Here is a 13,781-nt window from a genome sequence, read left to right on the forward strand (position 1 = left end):
TGAAGTGAAGTACGCCCAAGGACACCCCATGGCGGACCAAGTGATCAATTGGTTACTGCTGCTGCGCTCCGGTAAAGCGACAGCACAGGACTACAACGATTTCCTGGCGTGGCGCGCAGCTGACCCTCTCCACGAGAATGCCTGGCAACAATTGACGGGCACCCTGGCAGGGTCGACGTTCGGCCGGTTGGGCGATGCCTACCCGGCTGGCTATGCCACGACGGCGCCGCAGCCGCCGATTCCGCTTACGCCCGTACCCGCCGCCGCGACCGCCGCCGACGTGGCCGTGCCCCCGCGCCGCCGTTTTCTGGCCGGCTCGCTGGCGCTCGCCAGCGCGGGCGCCTGTGCCGCCTATGTCGGCAACGCCTTTTACCCGCTGAACAACGTCGCGGCCGATGCCGCCACCGCCACGGGCGAACGCCGCCGCTACATCCTGTCGGACGGCAGCCAACTGCTGCTGGACGCCCGCAGCCGCGTCAATCTGGACTTCACGCCCGCCTACCGCCAGGTACGGCTGCTGGACGGCGCCGTCACCGTTTCGGTGGCGCCCGACGCCCGCCGCCCCTTCCTGGTCCAGACCGCCGAAGGCACCGTGCGGGCGCTGGGCACCCGTTACATGGTGCGCCAGCAGGCCCAGCGCACGGTGGTCGTGGTGCATGAGCACGAGGTGGTGGTGGAAACCATGGCCGGCGCCCACGGCATCGTGCGCGCCGGGACCGGCGCGCGCTTTGACGCCTCCCGCATCGACACGCCGCGCGCCGAACTGATGGCCGAGGCCGCCTGGGAAGCCGGCTGGGTCGATGCCCGCGGCCGCCCCCTGGCCGAGGTGATCGCCGCCCTGCGTCCCTACCGCAGCGGCAGCCTGCGCGTGTCCATGGCCGCCGGCGGCCTGCCGGTATCCGGCCACTTTCCGCTGGACGACACCGACGCCGCGCTGAGCACGCTGCAGGACATGATGCCCATCCAGGTGCGGCGTTATACCCCCTGGTTTGTCTCGATCAACGTCGCGGCCTGACCACGCTCTCTGACACAACCCTGTAACCCGGGGCCGCTTCGTTGTATACTGAGCACCGTGTTTTTATCCAGTAGGCGCAATAAGGCTTAACTCGGAAACTTGAGGCGCAACTCCAGTATTGATTCCCCCGGCAAGTCAGGGTTATCAAGTCAGGGATTTCAGCCGGAAGTTTTCAGCCGGGGTTCTCCAACCCAGGTTTCAGCCTCAGGGGTTCTCCCCGTAGCGCCCCCCGCCCGGTTGACGGGCGTTCCATCGGCAGACGTGGCATTTAAAGCTTGCAATCCCCTAGGGACTTGCTAAAATGTTCGACTTTGCCGAATTCAACTTATATAGCAACATGGCCAATACCGCCCAAGCCCGCAAGCGCGCTCGCCAATCCGTTGAGCGCAACAAGCACAATTCCAGCCTGCGCTCGATGCTGCGCACCGCCATCAAGCGCGTTCGCCAATCCATCGCTGCCGGCGACAAGGCTGCGGCTGGCGAAGTGTTCCAGAAAGCGTCGAGCGTGATCGATCGCGTGGCTGACAAGAACATCATCCACAAGAATAAGGCTGCTCGCCACAAGAGCCGCCTGGCTGCCGCCATCAAGGCGCTGGCCTAAGATTCTGCCGCCCTGCTACACAGGGCGTCATGAATACGGCAAATAAAAAAGGATGCCCCTGGGCATCCTTTTTTGTTGCCCAGTCAGTCCTGACGGGCGGCCAGCCGGGCGCGGACCTGCGCGGCCTCGTCGCGCAATGAGGCCGTAAACGCGTCCACCAGCGGGTTCTTGGGGCGGTGCTCCGGAAACACCAGATTGACCCGGAACGGAAACGACCGCGTCAGGGGCCGGATGTGCAGGCCGCGGCCGATGAAATCCAGCGCGGTCAGCGGGTTGACGATGGCCAGGCCCAGACCCTGGCGCACGAAGGTGCACACCGACACCGCCGTGGGCGTTTCGATGATGGCCCGCCGCAATACCCCCTGGGCCGCGAAGGCCTCGTCGATCTGGATCCGGTAGGGGTCGCTGGACGACAGGCTGATGAAGGGCTCGCCGGCGAAATCGGCCAGTTCCAGCGCCTGCCGCGCCAGCAACGGGTGGCCGTCGGGCAGCACGCACACTTCATCCACCTCGATCAGCAGTTCCAGCCGCGTGCCTGCCGGCTCCAGCTCGTGCTCCGTCAGCCCCAGGTCGTAGCGCTGCGCGGTCAGCCATTCCTCCAGGAAGGGCGACTCCTGTGCTTCCAGCGACAGGCTCACGCCCGGGTGCGTGCCGCGAAAGCGGCGGAAGGCGCCCGGCAGCAGCGAGTGTGAAAACGCCGGCAAGGCGATCACGGCCAGTTGCCCGTCCTGGAACGAACGCAGGCGCGCGGCGGCGGAGGCCACGCGCTCCAGGCCGGTGTAGGACTGGCGGATCTCGTCGTACAGCGCCAACGCCGGCATGGTGGGCCGCAAGCGGCCGCGGATGCGCTCGAACAGGGCGAAACCGATGCTCTGCTCCATGCGCGCCAACTCGCGGCTGACCGTGGGCTGGGAGGTGAACAGCAGGTCGGCCGCCTTGGTGACGCTGCCGGCGATCATCAGGGCGCGGAAGACTTCGATATGCCGGTGCGTGAGCATGGCGAATCCATATCAGGAATGAATCGATCTTGAATATTTAAGCATTTTACTGGATGGGCTGGCTCAGGCATGATGCCCGCCTGACTCTCCCCTACTGACAAGGTCCGCCCGCGATGGCTTTCGATCCGCGCCAACTCACCCAACTCGCCGCCCAGCACGGCACCCCGCTGTGGGTCTACGATGCCGCCGTCATCCGCGAACGCATCGCCCAGCTGCGCCGCTTCGACGTCATCCGCTACGCCCAGAAGGCCTGCTCGAACCTGCACATCCTGCGCCTGATGCGCGCCGAAGGCGTGATGGTGGACGCGGTGTCGCTGGGCGAGATCGAACGCAGCCTGGCTGCCGGCTTTCAGCCCGAAGGCGAACCGGCCGGCGTGGTGTTCACGGCCGACCTGATCGACCATGCCACCCTGGCCACCGTCATCAAGCACGACATCACCGTCAATGCCGGTTCGCTCGACATGCTCGAGCGCGTCGGCCAGGCCGCGCCCGGACACCGCGTCTGGCTGCGCATCAACCCCGGCTTTGGCCATGGCCACAGCAACAAGACCAACACCGGCGGCCCGCAAAGCAAGCACGGCATCTGGATCGATGACGTGGCCGAAGCGGTGGCCATCGTGCGCCGCCACGGCCTGAAGCTGGTCGGCATCCACATGCACATCGGCTCGGGGGTCGACTACGGCCACCTGTCCAGCGTGTGCGATGCGATGGTGGACGTGGTGGCCTCGCTGGACCACGACATCGAGGCCATCTCGGCAGGCGGCGGCCTGTCGATTCCGTATCGCGACGGCGAGCCGCGCATCGACTGCGACCACTATTTCGACCAATGGGATGCCGCCCGCAAGCGCATCGAACAGCATCTGGGCCACGCGGTCCGCCTGGAGATCGAACCCGGCCGCTTCCTGGTGGCCGAAGCGGGCGCGCTGGTCGCCGAAGTGCATGCGATCAACCGCCGCCCCGGGCGCGACTTCGCGCTGGTCGATGCCGGCTTCAACGACCTGATGCGCCCCGCCATGTACGGCAGCTACCACCGCATCTCGGTGCATGCGCCGGACGGCAGCGCGCCGCAGGGCGTGCCCGAAACGCGCATCGCCGTGGCCGGCCCGCTGTGCGAATCGGGCGACGTGTTCACGCAGGACGCGGGCGGCGTGGTGTCGGACCAGGCCTTGCCGCAGCCGCGCATCGGCGACTTCATGGTGTTCCATAACGCCGGCGCCTATGGCTCGTCGATGTCTTCCAACTACAACACCCGCCCGCTGGCGGCCGAAGTGCTGCTGGACAAGAACGAAGCGCGCCTGATCCGCCGCCGTCAGACGGTGGCCGACCTGCTGGCGCTGGAAGACTGAAACCCGCGTCCGGGCCTTGCGCGCAAGGTCCGGCACCCGGAGCAATGCGGGGCGCCCAGGCGCCCCGCAGGCATTGTCAGGAAGGAAACGCTTCGCGCAGCGCGAAGGTGGCTTGCTTGAACACGCCCAGGTCAGTGCCGACCGCCACGAAGTGCATGCCCATGTCCAGGTAGCGGCGCGCATCGGCCTGCACCGGCGCCAGGATGCCCACGGCCTTGCCCTGCGCCGTGACGCGCTGGTACAGGTGGCGGATGGCCTCCTGCACCTCCGGATGGCCGGGATTGCCCAGATGACCCAACGCCGCGGCCAGATCCGACGGCCCGATGAACACGCCATCCACGCCCTCGACCGCGGCAATCTCGTCCACCGCGTCGATGCCCGCGCGGCTTTCGATCTGCAGCAGCACGCAGATGTTGTCGTTGATGGTCTTCAGGTAGTCGGGCACGGTGCCGTAGCGGTTGCTGCGCTGCATGCCCGCCACGCCGCGGATGCCTTGCGGCGGATAGCGCGTGGCGGCCACGGCACGGCGCGCGTCGTCCTCGGATTCGATGAAGGGAATCAGGAGGTTATAGAAACCGATGTCGAGCAGGCGCTTGATCTCGACCGGGTCGTTCCAGGTCGGGCGGCCGACGGCAGCGCTGGCGCTGCCCTGCAAGGCCTGCAGCTGCTGCAGGAACATCGGCACGGTGTTGGGCGAATGCTCGCCGTCCAGCAGCAGCCAGTCGAAGTCGGCCAGGCCCGCCAGTTCGGCGGTGATGTGGCTGGACATGCACATCCAGAAGCCGATCAGGCGCTCACGGGCCAGGACGCGTTGGCGGAAGCGGTTGGGCAAGGGTGAAGTCATGATGCTTAGGATTCCCATCGAATGAAAACCCCGCCGCCTGCCGGCGCGCGGGGGTATCGCACATGGCCTGCTGGCAGGCCTTAATCCATGCGGGCGCCGGAGGCCTTGGCCGCCGCGCCCCATTTGGTGATTTCGGATTGGACGAAGGCCGAAAACGCCTTCGGGTCGTCGCCCACCACCACGAAGCCTACGCTTTCCAGCTTTTGCCGGATATCCGGTGAAGCCAGGGCCTTGACCGTGGCCTGGTTCAGGCGCTGGATGACGGCGGGCGGCGTCTTGGCCGGCGCCGACAGGCCGAACCAGGATTCGGCCGCAAACCCCGGGTAGCCCGATTCCGCCACCGTGGGCGTATCCGGGTAGGCCGGATTGCGCTGTGCGCTGGCCACCGCCAGGGCCCGCAGCTTACCGGCCTTGACCTGCGGCAGCAAGGAATCCTGGTTCAGGAACATCACCGAAACGCGGCCGCCGATCATGTCGGTGATGGCCGCGGCGCCGCCTTTGTAGGGCACGTGCACCAGGTCGATCTTGGCGGCCTGCTTGAGCATTTCCATGGCCAGGTGCCCCGACGAACCGCTGCCCGAACTGGCGTGGGTGTACTTGCCCGGGTTGTCGCGCACCAGCTTGATGAAGTCGGCGAAGGTGGTGGCCGGGAATTCCATGTTGGCCACCAACACGTTGGGGCCGGTCGCAAGCAGCGAGATGTGCGCGAAGTCGCTGTCGCGGTACGGCATGCTCTGGTAGAGCGCGTAGCTGATGGCATTGGAGCCCACGCCGGACAAGAGCAGCGTGTAGCCGTCGGGCTCGGCCTTGGCGACGACGTCGGAACCGATGTTGCCGTTGGCCCCGCCCTTGTTCTCGACGATGACGCTCTGGCCCAATTCCTTGGATAGCTCGGCCGCGAGCAGGCGGCCGACCGCATCGGTGCTGCCGCCCGCGGGGAACGGCACGATCAGCTTGACCGGCCGTGTAGGCCAGTTGCCGGACTGCGCCAGCAGCAGGCCCGGACACAGCGCGACGACGGCGCCGGCCGCGATTGCGGCCAGCCCCAGCCGGCGGCGCCCCGGCGATGTCTTTTCTTGCATGGTTTGTCTCCTTGTCGTTTTTTTCTAATGCATGCCGCCCGGTGACCGGGTCGGTGTGTTCTCGCGCCGGCCGCCAGGCGCCCAGCGCGAAAGGGAAAGCCGCGCGCTCAGTCCAGCAGATAGGGGGCGCCGGCGCGCTGGCAGATCTCGCGCAGGCGCGCCGCGAGCGCGGCCGGAATCGGAATGCCCTGGACCCGGCGGCGCTCGCGCTCGGCGGTTTCGGGCTCGCCCGCCACCAGCACCGGCTCGTCGGGCCGCGCGGGCGGCGTGTCGTGCAGCGTGTCGATCAGGTCGTCCATGTCGGACTCGAATGAACCGGCCGCGCGGAAGGCGTCGGGGTTGAGCGCCAGGAAGAAATGCCCAACGTCATCGGGCTCGCCTGGCCGCCGCGTGACATTGCGGCGCGCCGCCAGGGCGCTGCCGCTGAGCGTGCCGCCCAGGATCTGCGCCATCATGGCCAGGCCGTAGCCCTTGTGGCTGCTCATGGCCGCCGTGCCGCCCAGCGGCGTCAGGCCGCCTTCGGGGCGCTTGAAGATGAACTGCATGGCGGTGTCGGCCGCGGTGACCGGCGCGCCCTGCCCGTCGACCGCCCAGCCCGAGGGCAGCGGCTTGTCCAGGAAGTCATAGACCTTGACCTTGTTGGCCGCCACGGTGGTGGTGGCCATGTCGAGCACGAACGGTTCGTTGCTGGCGGCCGGCGCGCCGAAGGCGATGGGATTGGTGCCCAGCATGGGCATGGCGCCGCGCGTAGGCACCATGATGACGCCGTTGGCGCTGCTGGTGACCAGCCCGACCACGCCGCGCTCGACCGCGATGCGCGCATACACGCCGGCCGCGCCGAAGTGATGCGAGTTGCACACCGACACCGCGCCCACGCCGTGCTCCAGCGCCTTGTCCACGGCCAGGTTCATGGCCTGCGCCGACACCGGATAGCCCAGCCCGCCCATGCCGTCCAGCAGCGCGCTGGCGCCGCCGTCGCGCACCAGGCGGGGCCGCGCATCCAGCTTGAGCGAGCCGGCGCGCCATTTTTCTTCATACGACGGCAGCATCGAGATGCCGTGCGAGTCGATGCCCAGCAGATCCGTCTCGGCCATCAGGCCCGCGGTCACGGCGGCCAGGTCGGGCGCCATGCCCCAAGCCTGCAGCACCACCAGAATCTGCTCGCGCACCTGTCCTGCCGATGCCGCCGTTCCTGCCGAACCATTGCCTTGCACGCGCTGTCTCCTGTTGTAGGTATGTGAAGGGCCGGGCCAGTGCGGACAGGTCAATCGCGTTCGCGGTCGACCAGCCGGTGGCGGGCCTGGCCCAGATGGAATTGCATGGCGACCCGGGCGCGTTCGCCGTCCTGCGCGCGGATCGCGTCAAGAATGGTGGCGTGCTCGTCCAGGACGCGCTGGGCGCGTTGGCGCGAACCGGTGCGGGTCAGGTTGAGCGTCAGGCGCATGAAGCCGTTGATGGATTCATGGATGCTTTCCAGCACGCCCAGGTAGAAATCGTTGCCGGTGGCCTCGGTGATGCTGGCATGGAACGCCAGGTCCATTTCGGCCGAGACTTCGCCACGCGCCAGGCTGTCGGCAAAGGCGGCGTGCGCGGCTTCGATTTTTTGCAGTTGCTCGTCGGTGCGACGCAGCGCGGCCAGCCGGGCGGCATCGCCTTCCAGGGCTACGCGCAACTCTTGCGCGCGCAGATAGGCGCCCACGTTCTGCACGTCGCTGAAGGCGGTCAGGCGCGGTGCGGGCTGGTGGCTGACGAAAGTGCCCAGGCCCTGGTGCGCGGTGATCAGGCCATCGGCGCGCAGGCGCAGCAGCGCTTCGCGCACCACGGGCCGCGAAACGCCGAAGCGATCGCAGATTTCGTTTTCGGAGGGCAGCTTGTCGCCGACATTGAGCTTGCCCGAGACGATCTGCTCGAAGATCTGGCCGTAGAGCTGGTCGGCCAGGCGGACCCGGTGGCCGCGCTCGAGCACCAGCGCGCCGATGGCGTCCGGCTCGGCAGACGCCTGCGGCGCGGACGGGGGCGATGCTTTCGGTCGGGCCACGAAACCTCCTGGGGAACTGGGCGCTATGACAAGAGCGCTAATCGTACCGTCAATGCCGCGGGCGCCGCCAACGCGCGGCTCAGGCGACCGCGGCCTTTTTGTCCACCGCCAGCTTGGCGGCATCGCCTGCCGCGTCACGGTCCCAGGCCGCCAACGCCCGCGCCACCGGCGCCACGCGTTCGCGCTCGGCGCTGGAAATGCCGGTCAACAGTGGCAGCATCGGACCCATGTCGGCCACACCGGACAGCGTCACCGCGTCGTGCAGCACGCGGATCGGGCTGATGCCGTCGCGGCAGTCTTCCAGGCCCAGGTAATGCTGGCGCACCGCCTCGGCTTCGTCATAGCGGCCTTCACGCAGCAGATGCAGCAGGCGCATCGAGCCTTGCGGCGCCACGCAGACCGAGCCGGACGTGAAGCTCTTCAAGCCGAAATCGCGGTAATGGACGATGGCGGGGCGCTCGCCGATGCCGCTGACGACGCGATTCGCATCCACGGCTTGCAGCAACGCGCTCAGGTAGGCGTCGCGGGCCGGGTCTTCGCGCACCACGGCGTACTTGAATGCCACGATGCGCCCTTCTTCGATCAGCTTCGCGGCGGTGGCCGGCGCCAGGTAGTCGGCCGACTTGATGTAGACCACCGCGGGTTTGCCCAGCGCGTCGGTGAAGCGGCGCACGCCGTCGGCCAGGCCCGCGTCGGTATAGGGAAACGACATCGGCAGCAGCATGGCCGTGGGAAAGGCACGGCTGCGCAGGATGGCGGCCTGGTCCATCATCTTGCCGTAGTCCGGCCCGACCGAGGGCAGGATCCAGGTGTCCGGGCCGGCCAGCGCGGCCAACATGTCCACGATGCGCGCGTACTCGCCCACGCCCACGTTGTAGAAGTTGGCGTTGCCGCCGTACATCACGTTGCGCACGCCGCCGGCTTCCAGGTGCTTGAGCAACGCCTGGTTGGCGGCCTCGTTCAAGGACAGGTCGGCATGGCGCGCCAGGGGCGGCACGGCGATGACGGAACGCTGCAGATCCTGGACGGCAACCGGGGACGTTTTCATGGCGGGAAGACTCCTGGCGGATCCCGTCACCGGAATCCAGTTGTCAAATAAGTATGGTGAAAAAAGTATACTTGGTTGACAAGTAAATGCTCAATACCTATATTCTTTTTACAAGTCATCGGCACCACGACGGCGAGGCGCGATAGACGCCGGCAGCATTCAAGCCCGGGCTCATCCCCGGACGGAACACCCCACAAACGATGCGCGGCCACGCGCACACCGAGGAGACGAATTCCATGCATGCAGCCCCTGTGCGAGGCCGCCTGGCCCTTGCCGCCTGTCTGGCCGCCGCGGCCTTCCTGCTGCCCGCCGCGTCCGCCCAGGCGGACTATCCCGAGCGCGACGTCAGGATCATCGTGCCCTTCCCGGCCGGCGGCACCGCCGACATCGCCGCGCGCGTGGTGGCGGCCGAGCTCGGCAAGGCCTGGGGTAAAGCGGTGGTGGTGGACAACAAGGCGGGCGCCGGCGGCAACGTCGGTTCTGGCGAAGCCGCCCGCGCCACCCCTGACGGCTACACGCTGCTGATGGGCACCGTCAGCACCCACGCCATCAACCCGTCCGTCTACGCCAAGCTGCCGTACGACCCGGTCAAGGACTTCGTGCCGGTCACGCTGGTGATCCCGGTCCCCAACGTGCTGGAACTGAACCCTGGCTTTGCCGACAAGCACGGCATCCGCAGCGTGGCCGACCTGATCAAGTATCTGAAGGCCAACCCCGGCAGCGTCAACATGGCGTCCACCGGCAACGGCACGTCGACCCACCTGTCCGGCGAGTTGTTCCAGACCATGACGGGCACGCGCATGACGCACATTCCTTACAAGGGGAGCAGCCCGGCGCTGACCGACGTGATGTCGGGCTCGGCCGACCTGATCTTCGACAACCTGCCCTCGTCGATGGGATTCATCAAGGGCGGCAAGCTGCGGCCGCTGGCGGTCACCACCGCCGCGCGTTCGCCGGCCTTGCCGGACGTGCCGACGCTGGCCGAGGCCGGCGTGGCGGGCTACGAGGCGTCCAGCTGGTTCGGCCTGCTGGCCCCGGCAGGCACGCCGCCGCAGATCGTGGACAAGATCCAGCGCGACGTCGCCGCGGCCTTGCAGCTGGAGCCGGTGCGCGCCCAGCTGCAGGCCCAGGGCGCCACGCCGTCGGGCAACACGCCCGCGCAGTTCACCCGGTTCATGGCGCAGGAAACCGTCAAGTGGGCCGAGGTGGTGAAGCAATCAGGCGCCAAGGTCGATTGACCCGTGCCGGTCCGGATCCGGCCGCCACGCGTGGGCGCCGGGTTCATCATCATCACGCGAACCAGGAGACAACATGAACAAATCCCTATGCGCGGTCGCACTGGCCGCGGCCACGCTGCTTGCCGGACCGGCGGCGCAGGCCGCCGGCTATCCCACCAAACCCGTCACGATGATCGTGCCCTTCGTGCCGGGCGGCTCGTCCGACATCACGGCCCGCAGCGTCACGCCTGGCCTGTCCAAGGCGCTAGGCCAGACCTTCGTGGTGGAGAACAAGCCCGGCGCCAACAGCGCCATCGGCGCGCAGGCGCTGGCCCGCGCCACGCCCGACGGCTACACCATGATGGTCGGCTCGATCGGCACCTTCGCCATCAATGAGGCTCTGTACAAGAACCTGTCCTACAACCCCAGCAAGGATTTCGACTACCTGACCCAGGCGGTGCGCAATCCCAACGTGCTGGTGGCCTCGGCCGATTTCCCCGCCAACACGGTGGCCGAGCTGGTGGCCTACGCCAACAAGAATCCGGGCAAGCTGTCCTATGCCTCGTCCGGCACGGGCTCGTCGGACCATCTGTCGGCGGTGCTGTTCCGCCAGCGCACCCAGACCTCGGGCGTGGACGTGCCCTACCGCGGCGGCGGCGCGGCCATTGCCGACCTGATCGGCGGCCAGGTCAACGTGTCGTTCCAGAACCTGGGCGCGGTGCAGAACCACATCAAGGCCGGCAAGCTCAAGGCCCTGGCCATCACCGGCGATGCGCGCACGCCGGACCTGCCCAACGTGCCGACGCTGGCCGAGGCCGGCATCCAGGACATGGTGGTGTATTCCTGGCAGGGCTTCGCCGTGCCCAAGGGCACGCCGCCGGCGGTGGTGCAGCAACTGACCAAAGCGCTGCAGACCGCCCTGCGCGATCCGCAGACCGAGAAGACCCTGCAAGGCCTGGGCTTTGAGGTCGTGGCCAACACGCCGCAGCAGTTCGCCGCCTTCCAGGAAGCCGAGGTCAAGCGCTGGAAGGACGTGATCCAGAAAGCCAATATCCAGCTGGAATGATGGGCGCCGCGGACGGCGTGGTCGCAGGCTTCGCGCCGGGCCGCCGTCCTGGTGGCCGGCTGCAAAGGGTCGACGCATCGGGGCGGGCCCTTACCGCCGGCCCCTGGCCTCTCAGCCGGCTATCCGGCCGGATCAAGTAGCATGAGCGTTTCGCCACCCACCTGTACGACAACATGACCACCAAGCATCGCATCATCCAGGTCGGCTCGCTGGCCGGCTCGCCCTCCGCGAACCAGCGCCTTGCGGACCGTTACGACGTCATCGAGCTGTGGAAGCAGCCGGACCGCAAAGCCGCGCTGGCCGAACTCGGCAAGGGCATCACCGCCGTCGTCACGTCGGCCAACTTCGGCGCCAACGCCGAACTCATCAACGCCCTGCCCGACCTGAAGGCCATCTGCAGCTGGGGCGTGGGCTACGAGACCATCGACGTCGCGGCCGCGCACAAGCGCGGCGTGCAGGTCAGCAACACGCCGGACGTGTTGACGGACTGCGTGGCGGACCTGGCCTGGGGCCTGTTGATCGCCGGAGCGCGCCGCATGGGCCAGGGCGAACGCTTCGTGCGCGCCGGCCAATGGGGCCAGGTGCACGGCAGTATTCCGCTGGGCCAGCGCGTCAGCGGCAAGAAGCTGGGCATCGTCGGCCTGGGCCGCATCGGCGAGGCCATCGCCCGCCGCGGCATCGGTTTCGACATGCAGGTGCGCTATCACAACCGCAAGAAGCGCGACGACGTGGACTTCGGCTACGAGGCCTCGCTGACGGACCTGGCCGCCTGGGCCGATTTCCTGATCGTGGCCACCGTGGGCGGCCCCAGCACGCGCCACCTGGTCAACCGCGAAGTGCTGGAAGCGCTGGGCCCCAAGGGCATCATCGTCAACATCGCGCGCGGCCCGGTCATCGACGAAACCGCGCTGGTGGCCGCGCTGGAAGCCGGCAAGCTCGGCTGCGCCGCGCTGGATGTATTCGAGCATGAACCCAAGGTGCCCGAGGCGCTGATCAAAAGCGACCAGGCCGTGCTGCTGCCGCACATCGGCAGCGCCACGCTGGAAACGCGCCAGTCGATGGAAGACCTGATGCTGGAAAACCTGCAGGCCTATTTCGACACCGGCCGCGTGATCACGCCGGTGCAATGAAGCGCGCCCCGGGCGTCATGCGTTGACGCCCGCCGCGGCACACTTGACGGGCCCGCGCGCGATGCGTGACCCGGAAACGAAAAAGCCTCTCGGCGCCCATACCGAGAGGCTTTCGACTTTCAGGCTTGCGCCCGTTAGCCGTGCAAAGGAACTTGGACCTTGCGGCCCGGCACTGCGGTCCTACCTTACTGCTTTACTTCGCGGGCGCCATGCCGCCCGATGCATCCGTTTTGGCAGCGCCCGATTTCGGGGCGGCCTGCTTGGCGGAGGTTTTGTCGGACTTGTGATGCTTGTGCTGCGCCTGGGTCTTGGTGTCGCCCGCCTTGGTCGTGGCATCGGCGCCCGCCGCGAACGCCGAAGGCGCCGCAGCAAGACCGAGGCACAAGGCCGAGGTGGACAAGAACGCAGCGATACGGGAGTGAGTCGTCATTACATGAACTCCTGATGGTATCGGCCCGAAGGCCTTTCCTACTCGGGGCGGCAACATCGCCGCATGACCCGTACTCCGTTGGAACCCGCGTCCCGTCGAAGGTTCAGCCCGGAACAGGAAATTTTCCGGCGCTAACGCTTCGTCATGGGATCGTGACAACACGCAGCGCGCCGCACGGCCCTAGCTTTCAAAAGCCAGCAGCGCCACGGTGGCGAACAGCATCGCGGCAAAGCAGGCTCTCAGTTTGCGTTCAGGCAAGCGATAGGCCAGCCGCACGCCCACCGGCACGAACAGCAGGCTGCCCGCGGCCAGCGGCAGGCCCACCAGCCAATCGGCCTGGCCGGCCCACGAATACGTGACCAGCGCCACGGCCGAGCCCGGGATCACCATGCACAGGGCCAGCGCCTGGGCGGTGGTCTGCGGCAGACGGAAGACCGAGGTGATGATGGGCACGGCGAGCACCGCACCGCCCACGCCGAAAAAGCCGCCCAGCGTGCCGCACAGGACGCCCAGCACGCTGGCGCGGCGCGGCGTGAACACGGGCGCGGCGCGGCCGGCGGCCGGCCTGGGCGACTTGGCGGCCACGCCGGCCCGCCAGGTCTGCCAGGCGTAGAACAACGCGATGAAAAAGAGAAACACGGCGAAGCTCAGGCGCAGCTTGCTGGAATCGATGCCCAGCGCCAGCCGCGCACCGACCCAGGTGAATACCACCGCGCCCGCGGCCCCGGCCAGCGCCACGCGCCGGTCGATGCGGGTCTGCTGGTTGTACTTGCGCACCGCCATCATGATGGTGGGCAGCACCATGATGAGCGCGGTGCCCTGCGCCAGCTGCTGCGACATGCTCATCAGCAGCACCAGCGCCGGAATGGCGATCAGGCCGCCGCCGATGCCCAGCACGCCGCCCATGAAGCCGATAAGACACCCCGCGCCCAGGCACAGGGCAATAAGCCATACCGTCACGTCGTG

Annotated in this window: 14 protein-coding genes; 6 read left to right on the forward strand and 8 right to left on the reverse strand. The window is 67.6% G+C overall.

The genetic code is table 11. The features are described from left to right. Nucleotides 1–28 precede the first annotated feature (28 nt). Both A9974_RS15785 and rpsT read left to right on the forward strand, forming a co-directional pair. Nucleotides 29–1,015, forward strand: coding sequence for a FecR domain-containing protein (locus A9974_RS15785; protein WP_183005099.1), 987 nt, complete (start codon nt 29–31; stop codon nt 1,013–1,015). Between the two features lie 337 nt (nt 1,016–1,352). Further along, nucleotides 1,353–1,616 carry a 30S ribosomal protein S20 gene (rpsT, locus tag A9974_RS15790; protein WP_006396042.1) on the forward strand — a complete coding sequence of 88 codons (264 nt, stop codon included), beginning with the start codon at nt 1,353–1,355 and terminating at the stop codon, nt 1,614–1,616. 83 nt (nt 1,617–1,699) lie between these two features. Here the strand turns inward: rpsT and A9974_RS15795 are convergent, their stop codons facing one another. Continuing rightward, entirely contained in the window at nt 1,700–2,614 is a 915-nt protein-coding gene (locus A9974_RS15795; RefSeq protein WP_183005100.1) for a LysR family transcriptional regulator, read from the reverse strand. A gap of 113 nt (nt 2,615–2,727) precedes the next feature. Here A9974_RS15795 and lysA point away from each other — a divergent pair, with 113 nt between their 5' ends. Next, nucleotides 2,728–3,960: a diaminopimelate decarboxylase gene (gene lysA, locus A9974_RS15800; protein ID WP_183005101.1), complete on the forward strand. Its 1,233-nt coding sequence runs from the start codon at nt 2,728–2,730 to the stop codon at nt 3,958–3,960. Nucleotides 3,961–4,036: 76 nt separating this feature from the next. Here lysA and garL read toward each other — a convergent pair whose 3' ends face one another. The 5 genes from garL to A9974_RS15825 form a co-directional block, all read right to left on the reverse strand. Beyond that, the gene (gene garL, locus A9974_RS15805) at nt 4,037–4,804 is read right to left on the reverse strand and encodes a 2-dehydro-3-deoxyglucarate aldolase (protein ID WP_183005102.1); all 768 of its coding nucleotides are present in this window, start codon (nt 4,802–4,804) and stop codon (nt 4,037–4,039) included. An 80-nt stretch (nt 4,805–4,884) separates the two neighbouring features. Further along, nucleotides 4,885–5,886 (reverse strand): tripartite tricarboxylate transporter substrate binding protein, encoded by a 1,002-nt coding sequence (locus A9974_RS15810; RefSeq protein ID WP_183005103.1) that lies wholly within the window; start codon nt 5,884–5,886, stop codon nt 4,885–4,887. Nucleotides 5,887–5,993: 107 nt separating this feature from the next. After that, a complete protein-coding gene (locus tag A9974_RS15815) occupies nt 5,994–7,100 on the reverse strand; it encodes an Ldh family oxidoreductase (RefSeq protein ID WP_183005104.1) in 1,107 nt (368 codons plus the stop codon). A gap of 50 nt (nt 7,101–7,150) precedes the next feature. Continuing rightward, nucleotides 7,151–7,864: a FadR/GntR family transcriptional regulator gene (locus A9974_RS15820; protein WP_183005214.1), complete on the reverse strand. Its 714-nt coding sequence runs from the start codon at nt 7,862–7,864 to the stop codon at nt 7,151–7,153. Nucleotides 7,865–8,003: 139 nt separating this feature from the next. Next, nucleotides 8,004–8,972 carry a dihydrodipicolinate synthase family protein gene (locus tag A9974_RS15825; protein WP_183005105.1) on the reverse strand — a complete coding sequence of 323 codons (969 nt, stop codon included), beginning with the start codon at nt 8,970–8,972 and terminating at the stop codon, nt 8,004–8,006. A 236-nt stretch (nt 8,973–9,208) separates the two neighbouring features. Between A9974_RS15825 and A9974_RS15830 the strand changes: the two genes are divergently transcribed. The 3 genes from A9974_RS15830 to A9974_RS15840 all read left to right on the forward strand — a co-directional run bounded on the left by A9974_RS15830 (nt 9,209) and on the right by A9974_RS15840 (nt 12,385). Next, nucleotides 9,209–10,210: a tripartite tricarboxylate transporter substrate binding protein gene (locus A9974_RS15830; protein ID WP_183005106.1), complete on the forward strand. Its 1,002-nt coding sequence runs from the start codon at nt 9,209–9,211 to the stop codon at nt 10,208–10,210. 73 nt (nt 10,211–10,283) lie between these two features. Then, a complete protein-coding gene (locus A9974_RS15835; protein WP_183005107.1) occupies nt 10,284–11,255 on the forward strand; it encodes a tripartite tricarboxylate transporter substrate binding protein in 972 nt (323 codons plus the stop codon). Between the two features lie 173 nt (nt 11,256–11,428). Then, a complete protein-coding gene (locus tag A9974_RS15840; RefSeq protein ID WP_183005108.1) occupies nt 11,429–12,385 on the forward strand; it encodes a 2-hydroxyacid dehydrogenase in 957 nt (318 codons plus the stop codon). A 193-nt stretch (nt 12,386–12,578) separates the two neighbouring features. On the opposite strand, the gene A9974_RS15845 is transcribed toward A9974_RS15840, so the two are convergent. Together A9974_RS15845 and A9974_RS15850 are read right to left on the reverse strand one after the other, a co-directional pair. After that, the gene (locus tag A9974_RS15845) at nt 12,579–12,815 is read right to left on the reverse strand and encodes a hypothetical protein (protein WP_183005109.1); all 237 of its coding nucleotides are present in this window, start codon (nt 12,813–12,815) and stop codon (nt 12,579–12,581) included. A gap of 180 nt (nt 12,816–12,995) precedes the next feature. Further along, nucleotides 12,996–13,775, reverse strand: coding sequence for a sulfite exporter TauE/SafE family protein (locus tag A9974_RS15850; RefSeq protein ID WP_183005110.1), 780 nt, complete (start codon nt 13,773–13,775; stop codon nt 12,996–12,998). Nucleotides 13,776–13,781 lie beyond the last annotated feature (6 nt).

Source organism: Achromobacter sp. UMC71, assembly GCF_014170305.1.
Classification (GTDB): Bacteria; Pseudomonadota; Gammaproteobacteria; order Burkholderiales; family Burkholderiaceae_B; genus Achromobacter.

Bases quoted from the DNA above. Each gene is read 5' to 3' on its own strand.
- A9974_RS15785 (WP_183005099.1), top strand. From the start codon at position 29: ATGGCGGACCAAGTGATCAATTGGTTACTGCTGCTGCGCTCCGGTAAA.
- rpsT (WP_006396042.1), top strand. From the start codon at position 1,353: ATGGCCAATACCGCCCAAGCCCGCAAGCGCGCTCGCCAATCCGTTGAG.
- A9974_RS15795 (WP_183005100.1), bottom strand. From the start codon at position 2,614: ATGCTCACGCACCGGCATATCGAAGTCTTCCGCGCCCTGATGATCGCC.
- lysA (WP_183005101.1), top strand. From the start codon at position 2,728: ATGGCTTTCGATCCGCGCCAACTCACCCAACTCGCCGCCCAGCACGGC.
- garL (WP_183005102.1), bottom strand. From the start codon at position 4,804: ATGACTTCACCCTTGCCCAACCGCTTCCGCCAACGCGTCCTGGCCCGT.
- A9974_RS15810 (WP_183005103.1), bottom strand. From the start codon at position 5,886: ATGCAAGAAAAGACATCGCCGGGGCGCCGCCGGCTGGGGCTGGCCGCA.
- A9974_RS15825 (WP_183005105.1), bottom strand. From the start codon at position 8,972: ATGAAAACGTCCCCGGTTGCCGTCCAGGATCTGCAGCGTTCCGTCATC.
- A9974_RS15830 (WP_183005106.1), top strand. From the start codon at position 9,209: ATGCATGCAGCCCCTGTGCGAGGCCGCCTGGCCCTTGCCGCCTGTCTG.
- A9974_RS15835 (WP_183005107.1), top strand. From the start codon at position 10,284: ATGAACAAATCCCTATGCGCGGTCGCACTGGCCGCGGCCACGCTGCTT.
- A9974_RS15840 (WP_183005108.1), top strand. From the start codon at position 11,429: ATGACCACCAAGCATCGCATCATCCAGGTCGGCTCGCTGGCCGGCTCG.
- A9974_RS15845 (WP_183005109.1), bottom strand. From the start codon at position 12,815: ATGACGACTCACTCCCGTATCGCTGCGTTCTTGTCCACCTCGGCCTTG.